Origin of the sequence: Xenorhabdus japonica, from assembly GCF_900115195.1 — a bacterium.
GTDB lineage: Bacteria > Pseudomonadota > Gammaproteobacteria > Enterobacterales > Enterobacteriaceae > Xenorhabdus > Xenorhabdus japonica.
The window spans coordinates 17,150-32,083 of the sequence record NZ_FOVO01000002.1; the positions used below are offsets into that span (position 1 = coordinate 17,150).

At 41.7% G+C, this 14,934-nt stretch carries 12 protein-coding genes; 3 read left to right on the forward strand and 9 right to left on the reverse strand.

Annotated features, from left to right (window positions below):
• Positions 1–152 precede the first annotated feature (152 nt).
• Complete coding sequence (locus BM135_RS01070) at positions 153–1,463, forward strand: inosine/guanosine kinase (RefSeq protein WP_092517295.1); 1,311 nt, start codon at positions 153–155, stop codon at positions 1,461–1,463.
• Between the two features lie 119 nt (positions 1,464–1,582).
• Here the strand turns inward: BM135_RS01070 and ybaL are convergent, their stop codons facing one another.
• Both ybaL and BM135_RS01080 read right to left on the reverse strand, forming a co-directional pair.
• Positions 1,583–3,289 carry a YbaL family putative K(+) efflux transporter gene (gene ybaL, locus BM135_RS01075; RefSeq protein ID WP_092517022.1) on the reverse strand — a complete coding sequence of 569 codons (1,707 nt, stop codon included), beginning with the start codon at positions 3,287–3,289 and terminating at the stop codon, positions 1,583–1,585.
• Between the two features lie 226 nt (positions 3,290–3,515).
• Entirely contained in the window at positions 3,516–4,757 is a 1,242-nt protein-coding gene (locus BM135_RS01080; RefSeq protein ID WP_092517025.1) for an MFS transporter, read from the reverse strand.
• Positions 4,758–5,029: 272 nt separating this feature from the next.
• Here BM135_RS01080 and ushA point away from each other — a divergent pair, with 272 nt between their 5' ends.
• Positions 5,030–6,691, forward strand: a complete 1,662-nt coding sequence (gene ushA / locus BM135_RS01085; RefSeq protein ID WP_092517027.1) for a bifunctional UDP-sugar hydrolase/5'-nucleotidase UshA — start codon at positions 5,030–5,032, stop codon at positions 6,689–6,691.
• 289 nt (positions 6,692–6,980) lie between these two features.
• Here the strand turns inward: ushA and ybaK are convergent, their stop codons facing one another.
• The 3 genes from ybaK to copA form a co-directional block, all read right to left on the reverse strand.
• Positions 6,981–7,457 carry a Cys-tRNA(Pro)/Cys-tRNA(Cys) deacylase YbaK gene (ybaK, locus tag BM135_RS01090; RefSeq protein ID WP_092517029.1) on the reverse strand — a complete coding sequence of 159 codons (477 nt, stop codon included), beginning with the start codon at positions 7,455–7,457 and terminating at the stop codon, positions 6,981–6,983.
• A 76-nt stretch (positions 7,458–7,533) separates the two neighbouring features.
• The gene (locus BM135_RS01095) at positions 7,534–8,346 is read right to left on the reverse strand and encodes a TraB/GumN family protein (RefSeq protein ID WP_092517031.1); all 813 of its coding nucleotides are present in this window, start codon (positions 8,344–8,346) and stop codon (positions 7,534–7,536) included.
• Between the two features lie 139 nt (positions 8,347–8,485).
• The gene (gene copA, locus BM135_RS01100) at positions 8,486–11,245 is read right to left on the reverse strand and encodes a copper-exporting P-type ATPase CopA (RefSeq protein WP_092517033.1); all 2,760 of its coding nucleotides are present in this window, start codon (positions 11,243–11,245) and stop codon (positions 8,486–8,488) included.
• Between the two features lie 79 nt (positions 11,246–11,324).
• On the opposite strand from copA, the gene cueR reads away from it, so the two are divergent.
• Positions 11,325–11,729, forward strand: a complete 405-nt coding sequence (cueR, locus tag BM135_RS01105) for a Cu(I)-responsive transcriptional regulator (protein WP_092517036.1) — start codon at positions 11,325–11,327, stop codon at positions 11,727–11,729.
• Here the strand turns inward: cueR and BM135_RS01110 are convergent.
• The 4 genes from BM135_RS01110 to BM135_RS01125 all read right to left on the reverse strand — a co-directional run bounded on the left by BM135_RS01110 (position 11,720) and on the right by BM135_RS01125 (position 14,890).
• Entirely contained in the window at positions 11,720–12,181 is a 462-nt protein-coding gene (locus tag BM135_RS01110; RefSeq protein WP_092517038.1) for an NfeD family protein, read from the reverse strand. The genes cueR and BM135_RS01110 overlap by 10 nt on opposite strands.
• A 2-nt stretch (positions 12,182–12,183) precedes the next feature.
• A complete protein-coding gene (locus BM135_RS01115) occupies positions 12,184–13,113 on the reverse strand; it encodes an SPFH domain-containing protein (RefSeq protein WP_092517040.1) in 930 nt (309 codons plus the stop codon).
• Between the two features lie 46 nt (positions 13,114–13,159).
• Positions 13,160–14,038, reverse strand: coding sequence for a co-chaperone YbbN (locus BM135_RS01120; protein ID WP_092517042.1), 879 nt, complete (start codon positions 14,036–14,038; stop codon positions 13,160–13,162).
• 75 nt (positions 14,039–14,113) lie between these two features.
• Positions 14,114–14,890, reverse strand: coding sequence for an SDR family oxidoreductase (locus BM135_RS01125; RefSeq protein ID WP_092517044.1), 777 nt, complete (start codon positions 14,888–14,890; stop codon positions 14,114–14,116).
• Positions 14,891–14,934 lie beyond the last annotated feature (44 nt).

Below are 14,934 nucleotides of genomic sequence, written 5' to 3' on the forward strand. Positions count from 1 at the left end.
GCTTCCTTACCACCGCGACGCACCTTAAATCCATTGGGATAGATAACGTTAACGTTCTGATAGCTGATGTTTCGTATTATAACGAATTGTATTGTAACAAATGGTACTGTGCTAATATGCTCCATATTTTGGCTCTATATCAGCAATTAATTATGAAATTCCCTGGTAAACGTAAATCTAAACACTATTTTCCTGTCAGTTTAAGAGATCCTCTGCTCCAACCTATCAAAGAGATGATGGATACTGAAAATAATCAAGCCTATATTGTTGGCATTGATCAGACACTGGTTGATATCGAAGCCAAAATTGATGAAGATTTTATCCAACGTTATAACCTGAGCCAAGGACACTCTTTAGTCATTGAAGATGATGTAGCCGAGGCACTCTACAAAGAACTGACAAACAAGAATCTAATCAGCCACGAATTTGCAGGGGGAACTATCGGTAACACCTTGCACAATTACTCTGTTCTGGCTGACGATAAATCCGTATTGCTTGGTGCCATGTGCAATAACATCCAAATAGGAAGTTATGCGTATTACTATCTTTGTAATACATCCAGCCGTATGGATTTAAATCACCTTCAGGGTGTTGATGGTTCAATCGGTCGCTGTTTTACCTTAGTGACAGAAAATGGTGAAAGAACGTTTGCTATCAGCCCTGGTTTAATGAATCAGCTTCATCCAGAAAGTATTCCCGAACACATTATTGCGGAAGCATCAGCTTTGGTCATCACCGCTTATCTAGTGCGCTGCAAACCGGGTGAGCCCATGCCAGAAGCGACGATGAAAGCCATTGAGTATGCGAAGAAATATAACGTACCTGTTGTATTGACGCTAGGAACAAAATATGTCATTGCTGATGATCCACAATGGTGGCGTGATTTTCTAGCTGAAAATATTTCTGTCGTTGCAATGAATGAAGATGAAGCTCATGAACTGACAGGTTTCAGTGATCCGTTGTTAGCGGCTGATAAGGCACTAGATTGGGTGGATTTGGTGTTGTGTACCGCTGGACCTGCTGGATTGTACATGGCGGGTTACACTGAGGAGGAGTACAAGCGCCAAACGACGCATCCATTGTTGCCTGGTGCGATTGCGGAATTTAACCGTTATGAATTCAGTCGTGCGATGCGTAAAGTGGATTGTCAGAATCCCATACGGGTCTATTCCCATATTGAACCTTATATGGGTGGACCTAAAAAAATCATGAATACCAATGGTGCTGGAGATGGCGCATTATCTGCATTACTGCATGATATCACTGCTAATAGTTATCATCGCCTGAATGTGCCGAACTCTAGTAAGCATATGCGTTCTTACTTAACTTATTCTTCTTTGGCTCAGGTATGTAAGTATGCTAATAGAGTGAGTTATCAGGTATTGAGTCAGCATTCTCCGCGCTTGACCCGAGGGTTGCCGGAGAAAGAGGATAGCCTGGAAGAGTCTTACTGGGAGCGTTGATTCTGGTAGCCTGAAATGATGTGAAATGTTGGTAATCTGAAATATTGCTTTAACTGTTTTTATTGGATTTACTGGAATATCCCCAAATTGTGGGGATATTCCTTAGTTACAAATTACATTTATGCTGGAGCCGTTGGTGAAGGTAGTGGTGGTGGTTCTATCGGACAACCCTCCTCATATTCAGGCAGTGCATCAGCCATTGCTCGTGCTATCTCATGTTCACCAATTATGATATGGCTAGTACCTCGCTCTTTAATGTAGGTGACTTCATCATCATAATGGGCTCGAACAATGATATTGATATCTGGCCTGATTTCTCTGGCATTCGCGATAATTTCACCCGATTCATAACCATTGGGGATTGTCAAGAATAACGTAAAAGCGCAATCAAGCCGTGCCAGGGCCATGATCTCTTTATTGGCAGCGTTACCTATTACTGCGCTGATACCCATTTCGTTCATTTCTTCAAATCGGGCACGTGTATCTTCAATAACCACAACTGGGAAGTTTCTTTCTTGTAAATGTTGGCAAAGTTGGCGGCCTACTCGACCATAACCTACCACAATAGCGTGACCACAAATATTGATAGGGATTTGAGTTTCTTCTTCCAGTGTTTCTTCGAGTAATTGTTCTTCAATAGTTTCTGTTTTTTCCAAATAGCGATCCAGTAAACTGAATAGAAGAGGATTCAACATAATTGAAATGATGGCGCTAGCCAATACAAGATTACGGGCTTCTCCACTCAAGAACCCTAGTGTGACACTGAGTCCCGCGAGAATGAAGGCAAACTCACCAATTTGGGCAAGGCTGACAGAGATGGTTAGAGCGGTACGGCGTGAATGCCCAAACATTTTGACCAGTATCATGGCAGCCAAAGATTTGCCAATGATAATAATAGTAAGGGCTCCTAAAATAGCCAGAGGCTGCTGGAACAGAACCATAGGATCAAATAGCATCCCAACAGAAACAAAGAAAAGAACCGCAAAAGCGTCTCGTAAGGGCAAAGTGTCTTGAGCTGCCCGGTGGCTCAATTCTGATTCATTCAGTACCATACCCGCGAAGAATGCTCCGAGAGCAAATGAAGCATCAAATAGTGACACAGCACCATAAGCAACACCTAATGCAATGGCAAGTACCGCCAGTGTGAATAATTCACGGGAGCCTGTTCCTGCCGTTTTTGCCAGTAACCAAGGTATGACCCGTCGTCCGACGAAAATCATCAATAAAATAAAAGCAATGACTTTTCCAATTGTGACAGACAACTTTAATAATAATTGCCCAAAGTTTGCATTCTGATTGTCCAGAATACCCGCCACTGCTGGGAGTAACACCAACGCCAGTACCATTGCCAGGTCTTCAACAATTAACCAACCAATGGCAATTTGTCCTCTTTGGCTATCAATGAGTTGCCGTTCTTCTAATGACCTGAGCAATACCACTGTGCTGGCGGTGGACAGACAAAGACCAAAAACAATGCCGTTCAATAATCCCCAGCCAAGTAGTGCCGATAAACCTGTACCCAATAAAGTTGCGACTGCAATTTGGGCGATTGCACCAGGAATGGCAATGGATTTAACGGCTAACAAATCTTTAAGTGAAAAATGTAGACCGACACCAAACATCAATAAAATCACGCCAATCTCTGAAAGTTCTGGAGCTAAAGACGTATCGGCAATGAAACCTGGTGTAAAGGGACCCGCTAGTACACCTGCTACAAGGTATCCTACCAGAGGTGAGATTTTCAGGCGCTGTGCAAGCATTCCAAGCAGATAGGCGAGAACAAAGCCGCCAACAATGGTCGTGATAAGAGGTGTCGAATGCTCCATCAAGGCTCCTTTTGGGTAGCGAATATAATAATTTGTATAGTTATGTGAGGTAATAATATATTTTATAAGTAATCAGCGATAAGACTGCTAAAAAATATCCTGATCGATGAAAATGAGCATGATCTACATAAATGGCATTTTAATGTAATTTTAATGTAATTTTATGTAGATATTATCATTATTTACTCTTGTTTACAAAATATACATGGTGTAATAATTGTGATTATTATACATTGATTTTGTTATTTTTTTGGTTTTTATTTTCTATATTTGGCAGTAATAGAGTAAAAATGCCAATAAGTGGTAAAAAAGCACAGATTTTGTAAACCCATTCTATACTGGTCTTATCCGCAACATAGCCAAGCACAGCAGCTCCAATACCACCCATACCAAAGGCCAGACCAAAGAATAAACCTGCGATCATGCCTGTTTTACCGGGAATGAGTTCCTGAGCATAAACTAAAATAGCAGAAAATGCAGATGCCAATATTATACCGATAATAACCGTTAGTATGCTTGTCCAAAATAGGGATGCATAAGGTAACATCAAGGTGAAAGGTGCAACGCCAAGAATTGAACCCCAAATGACATATTTCCTGCCTATCCTATCCCCAACGGGTCCCCCAATCAGAGTACCTGCTGCTACAGAAAACAAAAAGACAAATAGGTGGATTTGGGCGTTTTGTACTGATACCCCAAATTTCTGTATTAAGTAAAATGTATAGTAGCTACTAATACTGGTTAGATAAAAGTATTTGGAGAAAATCAGTAATAAAAGTATAGCAAAAGAATTTATGACAGTTTTTCTAGGCAGGCTTGGCAAGGAAGTCGCTCGAGCAGATAAGGGAGTTATAGCTTGATGTTGCATCTTATACCATTGGCTGACCTGCAAAAGAATTACGATAGCCAATAATGCTGCCAGAGAAAACCAACCGACATTTCCCTTGCCGTAAGGAGCAATGAAAATAGCTGCCAGTAATGGTCCCAGTGAACTTCCTAAATTTCCTCCTACTTGAAATAATGATTGCGCCAGTCCATGACGTCCACCTGAAGCCATGCGTGCGACTCGTGACGATTCCGGATGAAAAACAGATGAACCTGTACCGACTAGGGCGGCAGCCATTAATATAATTGAAAAATTTTCAGCATAAGCTAGTAGGAGTAAACCGGATAAAGTAAATCCCATACCGATAGGCAATGAAAAGGGCTGCGGGTATTTATCCGTATACCATCCGATAAGAGGTTGCAATAGAGATGCTGTTATCTGATAAGTCAAAGTTATCATACCAATCTGAATGAAACTGAGTGTAAATTCAGATTGCAGCAGTGGATAAACCGCCAGAATTAACGATTGAATCATATCATTCAGCATATGGGATAAGCTGATAGCGCCAAGAATTGAAAAAACTGTCCGATGTGTTTTTGTTGATGAGGTTGGCAAAGGAGCTATTTTACTTTTCTCACTCATATTTATTCGCTTCTCAATATTTTTATAGGGGAAAATTTAATCGATTAGTTTAATTTCTGTTTAATTTTTACACCATAATCTATCTTAGATAACTAACAAAAATTTTGCTCATATCGGTATAATTTGACTGCTATCTCAAAAAGGTGAAAGAAGGCATTATTTAATGACGCAATTATGTAATCCTGATCAGAAAAATGTGGTATGTATGCCATTTTTCACACCCTATTTGGGGACTATAACCAATAGAATTTTAAATAACATGGAGATACCCCATGAAACTATCGTTTAAAGCATCAGTATGTGCCTTTGCCATTTCTCTGTCATTAGTGCCATTAATTGCAAGCGCTTGGGAAAAAGATAAAACCTATGACATTACAATTTTGCATACTAATGATCATCACGGTCATTTCTGGCATAACGATCATGGTGAGTATGGTTTGGCAGCCCAAAAAACGGTAGTAGACTCCATTCGGCAAGAGGTTGCTAAAAAAGGAGGCAGCGTATTGTTATTGTCTGGTGGTGACATTAACACAGGCGTACCGGAATCAGATATGCAAGATGCTGAGCCAGATTTTAAGGGCATGAATCTTGTAGGGTATGACGCAATGGCATTGGGGAATCATGAATTTGATAAGCCATTGAATGTATTGAAACAGCAACAAAAATGGGTAAATTTCCCATTTTTATCTGCCAATATTTATCAAACCAGTACAAGCAAGCGTTTATTTAAGCCATATGTCATGTTTGATAAGCAAGGTGTGAAAGTTGCAGTTCTTGGTCTGACAACTAATGATACAGTGAAAATAGGCAATCCGGCTAATTTTCCGGATGTTGAATTCCGCGTTCCTGCTGAAGAAGCTAAAAAAGTTATTGAAGAGCTGAAAAAGAATGAAAAACCGGATGTGATTATTGCGGCAACCCATATGGGGCACTATAACGATGGTTATCATGGCACTAATGCACCGGGAGATGTTGAAATGGCGCGCAGTTTGCCTGCGGGTTATTTAGATATGATTGTGGGTGGTCACTCACAAGATCCGGTATGTATGTCGGCAGAAAACAAAAACTATAAACAAGTAGATTATGTTCCGGGCACACCTTGTTCTCCAGATCGCCAAAATGGTACTTGGATTGTTCAAGCCCACGAATGGGGGAAATACGTGGGCCGTGCTGATTTTCAATTCCGTAATGGTGAATTCAAGCTGGTTCATTACCAGTTGATCCCCATCAACTTAAAGAAAAAAGTGACAAAAGAAGATGGCAGCACGGAACGCGTTTACTATACACATGAAATTCAGCAAAGCCCTGAGATGCTTAAATTGCTGACACCTTATCAAGATAAAGGCAACCGGAAACTTAGTGTAAAAGTGGGTTTTGTCGATAACAAATTGGAAGGTGATCGCAGTAAAGTACGTTTCGTTCAAACAAATATGGCACATCTTGTATTGGCTGCTCAGATGGAACGAACAAATGCTGACTTTGCAGTGATGAGTGGTGGCGGAATTCGTGATTCAATTGAACCGGGTGATATTACTTACAAAGATGTCCTGAAAGTTCATCCATTTTCTAACCAACTGGTTTATGTGGATTTCAAAGGTAGCGAAGTTCTGCCATATTTGAAGGCTGTTGCAAATATGGAAAAAGATTCTGGTGCTTATGGACAGTTCTATAATGTTAGTTTTGTAATGAATGGTAAGAATATCCGTAATGTAAAAATTGGCGGTAACCCATTGGATCCAAATAAAACTTATCGTATGGCAACTTTGAATTTCAATGCGATTGGAGGAGATGGTTATCCACGGATTGATAATTTGCCTGGTTACGTTGATACGGGTTTCATCGATGCTGAGGTATTGAAAGGCTATATTGAGAAACATTCTCCATTGAAAACCTCTAATTATGAGCCGAAAGGTGAAATTTCACATAAGAAATAACAACTAGTTAATAGATTGTTGTTAGTTACCCGTATAACTAGTTACCCGCATAAAAGACCATCTTATTTTCAGATGGTCTTTTACTTAACTATCTGTAAGGACTGTTATACATAACCTAAATCGGGATAGCTGAAACTGAATAATAATTTAATTATTAAATAAGTTAATTGAAATGGTAATTAATACTTTTATCACTGTGATAAAAGTATATCGGTATTATTTATTACAAGGCTCTGCTTTAAAAAAACGGAGCTGGCTCGAAAAAATTAGTGGGAGTTGCAATTTAGTTTCAAATTTTAGCAATATCAGCAAACGAACAGTTAAGTAGTTGGCATAAGTCTGCAGGGGACAATTCAATATCTAATCCACGCTTGCCACCAGAAATAAATAAAGTTAGCAAATTTTGAGCCTGATTATCAATAACGGTAGGTAGACATTTTTTCTGTCCTAACGGGCTAATGCCCCCCACTAAGTAACCCGTTACTTTTTGTGCCTGCTGAGGATCGGCCATATCTGCTTTTTTTGCCTTAAAAACTTTGGCTACTTTTTTCAAATCGAGTTGTCCAGCAACAGGTGTAACAGCGACAGCAAGGTTTTTAGGATCGCCATTCAATGAAATTAATAGCGTCTTAAAAACTTGTTTGGCATCTAAACCGAGTTTTTTAACTACTTCATCACCGAAATTGTGTGCATTAACATCATGTTCATAAGGATGGAGTTTGAAATTTATTTTTTGTTTTTCCAGCAAAACGATGGCGGGAGTCATATTTTTTCCTGTAACTGTCTATTTTGTAAATGTTTATCGGTAATGATTTTTCAACATGAAGCAGATAAATATGTTTTTATTCTTGCGATCTTACCAGCATTTGTCCTAAATTGTTCTCTCCATGAAGATGCAATGCTCCTACAGCAACCAAATATTTCCCTGCTGGTAATCTATGTAATTGCTCACTCCATTGGTGGTTTCTTTCAGTCATTAAGGTCTGGTAAATTTCTTCGCAGAATGTCATCGGTAGTACCTGATTTTGTTTCTCAGGCCTGTAATTCATCCACCAACTAATCATAGTCTGTAACGCGCGCGCATTGGTGTGCCAATGGGTGATAGTATCTTCCAACAAAGAAAGCCCTCCATTTGGCAGATTGATGAGAAGGTCGACCTGCGCATCGGTTCCTTCTAACTCAATGATGGGTTTATTGATGGTTTTTGCACTGTTCAGTAATTGGTAATCGATACCATATTGAGGGCGCAATCCCAAATACTGGGCTTGGGCAGCCTGTAATATCAATGCAACTTGCCATGATGGCAATGGATCCAGCAGTGTGACAGGATGTTGAATTTCTCGGCAATAACGTTGTAAACAGTCAAAATGTTCGGGAGATAAACGTTGTGATAGCTCAATCTGCTCAGGGAAAGTTTCCTTGAAGGGGGAATCAATTTGAGTGATATCTGCCTCAACAATAAGAGCGTCCATTTGCTCCAGTTGTCCCAACAATATTGCAGAAAGCGGGTACATATTTTCTGCACCCATATGAATACTGCCAACAATATGCAATTGTTTGTTTTTATTTAAAGTAATGTCGAAAGCAGGATAGGGATAACGCCTTTGGGAATTGAGTCCCAATATCTTACTGAAATATGTCATTAATTTACCCATGCTGCATACTCCAATAGTTGGCATTGAACGGTATGCTAACCTGTTAATGGTTAACAAGAAAGAGGGAAAAGTACGGGATGAAAAGCTAAATGGAATATATTTAGCTTTTCGGATGCAATGTAACTGCCTGAATGTTATGTCAGAATTTAGGTTTGAAGCGCAATAAGCGATTGGCGTTACTAACGACAGTAATTGAAGACAATGCCATGGCTGCACCGGCAACTACAGGGTTTAATAACGTCCCGGTAAGAGGGTACAAAATACCGGCTGCAATTGGAATGCCCAAGGTATTGTAGACAAATGCACCAAATAAGTTTTGTTTCATATTGCGCAATGTGCCTCGGGATAATTCAACTGCATCAGCAACTCCATGCAGACTATGACGCATAAGGGTAATGCTTGCTGTTTCTATGGCGATATCACTGCCACTTCCCATTGCGATACCAACATCCGCTTGTGCCAATGCAGGTGCATCATTAATGCCATCACCGATCATTGCCACTTTTCTGCCTTCTGATTGAAGTGATTTAATGGCTGCTGCTTTGCCATCAGGTAAAACACCAGCAATGACATGGTCGATTCCAGCTTCTTTAGCGATAGCATTCGCTGTGGTGGGGTTATCCCCTGTCAACATGACCAAACGATAGCCTTGGTTATGTAAACGAAGCAGAGCAGAAACGGTATCTTGACGCAAGGGATCGCGGATAGAAAACAGAGCAGCGATTTTTCCATTGGCTGACAGAATGACAGGAGTTATGCCTTTTTCTGCCTGCGCCACCACTAATGGCTTTAATTCCGTCGTATCAATCTGATGTTGCCCAAATAATTTTTGATTACCTAATAATAGGGTGATATCCCCGATTTCCCCCTTAACACCCAATCCTGCGAGTGTGCGGAATGTCTGCACCTCTGGTAATTTTTGTCCTTCAATCTTCATCAAAATGGCTTTTGCCAGAGGATGATTTGAGCCACTTTCCAATGCACCAGCCCATATCAATACTTGTTCTTCGGTGAAACCATTGAAAGTGTGGATCTCAGTGACTTGTGGCATACCTTCAGTTAAGGTGCCGGTTTTATCAAAGACAATGGTATCCAGTTGGCTGGCATGTTGCAGAGCATCAGCATCACGCACTAATACACCTAACTCGGCGGCTCGTCCCACCCCAGAAATGATCGACATGGGAGTTGCCAGCCCAAGAGCACAAGGACAGGCGATAATTAAGACTGTAGTCATAATGACCAGCGCGTACATGATTTGTGGAGCAGGACCGATAAAATACCAGAGCGCGCCAGCAATCAGGGCGATAGCAACGACGATAGGTACAAATATCGATGATATTTTATCTACCAATTGACCAATTTCAGGTTTACTGCTTTGTGCCTGACGAACTAATTTGATGATGCGCGCTAATGTCGTTTGGCTACCAACCGCATTGGTTTTAAACAGTACCGTACCGTCTTGAACTACAGTGCCAGCATGGACGATATCACCGATAGTTTTTTGTTGAGGAATGGGTTCACCTGTCAGCATGGCTTCATCCAGCCAAACTGTACCCTGAGTAATTTCACCATCGACCGGAACACGATCTCCTGTTGTCAGGCGCAATATCATATCAGGCATAACATCTGCCAGTGGCAGTATTTTTTCGCCTTCAGCGGTAACCACCCGTGCTGTTGGCGGCGTTAAGTCCAATAATCGCTCAAGAGCTTTGGAAGAGCGTTGACGGGCACGTTGTTCTAATGCATGGCCGAGATTGATCAAACCAATAATCATGGCACTAGCTTCATAATAAAGATGACGAGCTTGAGGAGGAAAAATCTCTGGCCACAAATTAACACTAATTGAATAAAGCCATGCTGCACCAGTACCCAGAGCGACGAGAGTATCCATTGTCGCACTGCCATTTCTTAGGCTTTGCCACGCATTGCGATAAAAATGCCCGCCGGCAAATACCATTACAGCCAGTGTAAACAAACCAATAGTTAGCCAAATAGTGTGATTTGAAGGTGTAAGTATCATATTGTCACCTATCATTCCCCACACCATGACAGGTATCCCAACGACTAACGCAAGGGCTGATTGCCAACGAAAGCGCCGCATATTAGCTTGCGCCACTTGCTGTTGGCGCTCACGGCGCTCAGCTTCATCCTGAATGACTTCCGCACCATAACCAGCCTTGATAACTGCTTCAACTAAGGCGTTTGGTGTTACATGGCCTGTGACTAATGCGCTTCTTTCCGCAAGATTGACTCTGGCATGTTCCACGCCATCAATAGATTGCAGAGCTTTTTGTACCTTGCTGACACAGCTTGCACAGCTCATACCATCTAGCAAAAGTTGAATGTTGTCATCATTGCTGTCATTAACACTTGCATTATTTTTGTTGCTGTACCCAACAGAGGTTGTTTCTACCGGAGTTGAATGGATTGCCGCTGTCAGGGACTCCGGAGTCTGTGGAACATGTGTTGCCAGCGGCTTATTTTTTGGGAAATCTACCTCCGTTGCTAATTCGGCGTGGTATCCGGCTTGTTCAACCGCATGAATTAACGCACTGCTCTCTGCTTTACCATAGATTTTTGCTGTTTGGGTATCAACTTCAGTAGCGATAACACCTTCCACGGTTTCTAATGCTTTTTGTGTCTTACCTGCACATTTCATGCAGTTTAAACCTGACAATTGCAATTCAATATCAGGTTGAGTAGCAACAGTGGCTTTATAATTTTCGGCAACAATGCTGGCAATCAATTCATCAGATGAAACATTGCTGATAATTTTGGCATAATTCAGATTCACATCTGCCAGCTCGACGCCGGGGATTTTTTCCAGAGTTTTTTTGACCCTGTTGACACAATGCATACAAGTTAAGCCTTGAAGTGCCAGAATGGTGGTTGTGGACATAACAATATCTCCTGATACAGAGTTATATACTTATCATTAAGGCTAAACCTTCCAGCAAGGGGAAGGTCAAGGGGGAATTATGAATATCAGTGAAATTGCCCATAAGACTGGTTTAACCAGCAAAGCGATCCGGTTTTATGAAGAAAAAGATCTTATTACTGCGCCGGAGCGGGGAGATAATGGCTATCGTTATTATGGGCAAAAGCATATTGATGAGCTGATACTTTTGCGTCAGGCGAAAGAAGTCGGATTTACGTTGGAGGAGTGTCGTGAATTACTGCGATTATTCCGCAATCCTGGCCGCCACAGTGCGGATGTAAAAACGGCGACCCAGCAAAAAGTGGCAGAAATAGAAAAAACGATTTTGAAATTGCAAAAGATCAAGAAAAAACTGCTGGCATTGGTGGCTGAATGTCCGGGAGATGATGGAGCTGATTGCCCCATCATTGAGCATTTATCTGGCTGCTGTAAGCATCACATTTGACGGGAAATAGGTCTCACCTTCAATGTAATTCCGTCAACGGCGATGACCTCAACTTCAGTATTGGCAGGAAGTTCTCGGTCACAGTGAACGCGCCAACTACCGTCGGCCAGTTTGACTCGCCCAAAACCGTTTTCGGTATTCGTGATTAAACGGGTACGAAGTCCAATCAGCTGGTGATTTTTCTGATTGAGAATTTTATCACTAGCCTTGCGGGGTCGATGGCGTAGCCAGCTACGCCATGCAATAGCAGAAAGCAAGGTCAGAGCAGCAAACAGAGTACCTTGCAGTTCCCAGCCCACGTTAGGAAAAATCCATGTGATCAGGGCGACAACGATGGCTGCGGTTCCTGTCCACAACAGATATCCCCCCGTTCCCAGCAATTCCGCAATCAGAAGCAGTCCACCAATACAGAGCCAGAACCAAGCTGGCTGAGCGGCGATCTGTTCAATCATGGCTATTTATCCTGTTTGCTTTTTTTGCTTTCACCAATTAATTCAGCAATACCACCAATGGCTCCCATTAAATTGCTGGCTTCCAGTGGCATCATAATAACTTTGCTGTTATTTGAGGCACCAATGTTGGTGAGGGCATCAGTATATTTTTGGGCAACAAAGTAGTTAATTGCCTGCATATCGCCATCAGCAATAGCGTCAGAAACCATTTTAGTTGCACGAGCTTCTGCTTCTGCAGCACGTTCACGGGCTTCCGCTTGCAGGAAAGCTGACTGCCGCTCACCCTCGGCTTTCAGGATTTGTGACTGTTTTTCCCCTTCGGCTTTCAGAATGGCTGCCTGACGGATACCTTCTGCCTCAAGAATATCTGCACGTTTAGTACGCTCTGCTTTCATCTGAGCGTTCATTGCGGAGACCAATTCTTTAGGAGGACGCACATCGCGGATCTCAATACGCGTGATTTTTACACCCCACGGGTTAGTGGCTTCGTCGACGATTGTCAGCAGTCGGCTGTTGATGGAATCGCGCTGGGACAGCATTTCGTCCAGTTCCATAGAACCCAGCACGGTACGGAAGTTAGTCATTGTCAGATTAATGATGGACAGTTCCAGATTACTGACTTCATAGGCTGCACGTACTGGATCGACAACCTGAATAAAGCAAACGGCGTCAATGGTTACATTAGCGTTATCGCGAGAAATGACTTCCTGCGATGGGATATCCAGAACCTGCTCCATCATATTGATTTTACGGCCGACACGATCAACAAACGGCATGATGATATGCAGGCCAGGCGTTAATGTACGAGTATAGCGCCCAAAGCGCTCAACAGTCCATTGATAACCCTGTGGAACGGTCTTTACACAAGTAAAGACGATAACAACAGCAATAATGATTAAAATTGGTACGGCACCAAAAGAGAGTAAATCCATAACAATTTCCTTATTTATCAACCATAAATATATAAATTTTATTTACCTAATAGAGTAAGGAGTATACATGACGACGGTATTTAGATGCCAGTACATCTCCAGTACCCAGTGTAGAAAAAATATCCATCATTGTCGTTTTCACTGCCCCATCGGCAGCAGCAAGGTCTTTCTTCAAAAAACCAAACAACAATTCCAGGGCTTCTTCATTACGGCCAACTTTGTGTAATTCGGACGCCAATTGTACGGCTAATTCCGCATTTTCTGGCTGAGCTGTCAACTCTTGTTGCAGTTGTCGAATCTCAGGTGAATCTGCGGCCTCTTTCTGAGACTTAATATGTTCAAATAACTCATGATAACGTTCATCTTGTTCTTCTAATGGGACGGTATCCAGTATTTTTTGGGCATCTTCAAGATGATTGAGTGAAAGATTTACTTCGACCAACAATAACGTAATTTCAATGTCTTGAAGATTTTCTTTATGGACTTCTTTCAGTAAAGATAACGCCTCCAGATTTTTGCCTTCTTCAAGCAACTCGTTCACTTGTTCTAATGGTGACTTTTCTTCTTGTACCAAAAGAGTAGAGAAAATTTTTCTGATAGCGTCATCGGTTTGGATGCCTTCAAAACCTTGAACAGGGCGAGCTTCTTTTACAAACAGCACAGTAGGCAAGCCACGTACACCAAATTGTGCGGCAAGATAGGGAAGTTCGCCACAATTGACTTTTGCCAGAGTAAATTGCCCTTCATATTCATGGGCTATTTTGTCAAGAGTTGCTTCTAATTCATGGCAATGTAGATCCTGTGGCGACCAAAAATAGAATACAACGAGTTGGTTAAGTGAGTGCTGTACAATTTGAGCAACATTCGATTCATCAATATTAATGATATGAGCAGTATTATTGTTTATATTCACTGAGGGTTCCATGGACGTTTCTCTCTGGTTCATTGCTAGGCGATGATATGTGTAAATAAGGCTCGTTTGTACGGTTTTCAATGCTCCTTAACTTTGCCAACATACGATTTTATCGAGCCATTTTTCTGGGAGTATACGACGCATTATTTTTACGGTGTAAGTTATCAATGTAACAGAATAACGTAATTTAGGATTGGGACTTTCCAAAGCATGAATCAGTTTCGAAACCACATCTTCGGGCATAAGCGTGAAACGGCGAGCAAGGCTTGGATTTTCAACCGGATGATCCTGCTGCGTTTGATTCACATTCTCCGTAAAACGGGTATTGATTGACCCCGGTTCTATCAGACTGACTTTAATGCCTGTTTTTGCCAGTTCTCCCCGCAAAGCATCTGACCATGCTTCAAGGGCATATTTACTGGCTGCATATGCACCACGGCCTGGTGTTGAGAGTAATCCCATAACAGAGCTAGTCTGGACAATTCGTCCCGAACCATAAGCACGTATCGCTGGTAGTAATAAGCAGGTAAGTTGATGAGTGCCAAAAAAATTAGTGGAAAACTGTTTTTCCATCTGCTCACGCGAAACGGTTTCCAACGGACCATAAACAGCGAATCCACTATTATTGAATAGCCCGAACAGACGACCGTTGGTTAACTTGATTACTGTTTTGGCTGCATGCTCTACACTTTCTTTATCATCTAAGTCCAATTCAATCGGTTCGAATCCCAATTCTTGCATATGAGCTAAATCAGTAGGTTTACGGCAAGCTGCGAGTACGCGGTAACCACGTTGATGAAGTATTTTGGCTGCTGCTAAGCCAATCCCACTAGAACATCCTGTAATAAGAATTGTTTTTTGCATAACTTTACCTGTTATCTACATCAATTTATGGAAATAAATGATTT

Bases quoted from the DNA above. Each gene is read 5' to 3' on its own strand.
- BM135_RS01070 (WP_092517295.1), top strand. From the start codon at position 153: ATGAAATTCCCTGGTAAACGTAAATCTAAACACTATTTTCCTGTCAGT.
- ybaL (WP_092517022.1), bottom strand. From the start codon at position 3,289: ATGGAGCATTCGACACCTCTTATCACGACCATTGTTGGCGGCTTTGTT.
- BM135_RS01080 (WP_092517025.1), bottom strand. From the start codon at position 4,757: ATGAGTGAGAAAAGTAAAATAGCTCCTTTGCCAACCTCATCAACAAAA.
- ushA (WP_092517027.1), top strand. From the start codon at position 5,030: ATGAAACTATCGTTTAAAGCATCAGTATGTGCCTTTGCCATTTCTCTG.
- ybaK (WP_092517029.1), bottom strand. From the start codon at position 7,457: ATGACTCCCGCCATCGTTTTGCTGGAAAAACAAAAAATAAATTTCAAA.
- BM135_RS01095 (WP_092517031.1), bottom strand. From the start codon at position 8,346: ATGGGTAAATTAATGACATATTTCAGTAAGATATTGGGACTCAATTCC.
- copA (WP_092517033.1), bottom strand. From the start codon at position 11,245: ATGTCCACAACCACCATTCTGGCACTTCAAGGCTTAACTTGTATGCAT.
- cueR (WP_092517036.1), top strand. From the start codon at position 11,325: ATGAATATCAGTGAAATTGCCCATAAGACTGGTTTAACCAGCAAAGCG.
- BM135_RS01110 (WP_092517038.1), bottom strand. From the start codon at position 12,181: ATGATTGAACAGATCGCCGCTCAGCCAGCTTGGTTCTGGCTCTGTATT.
- BM135_RS01115 (WP_092517040.1), bottom strand. From the start codon at position 13,113: ATGGATTTACTCTCTTTTGGTGCCGTACCAATTTTAATCATTATTGCT.
- BM135_RS01120 (WP_092517042.1), bottom strand. From the start codon at position 14,038: ATGGAACCCTCAGTGAATATAAACAATAATACTGCTCATATCATTAAT.
- BM135_RS01125 (WP_092517044.1), bottom strand. From the start codon at position 14,890: ATGCAAAAAACAATTCTTATTACAGGATGTTCTAGTGGGATTGGCTTA.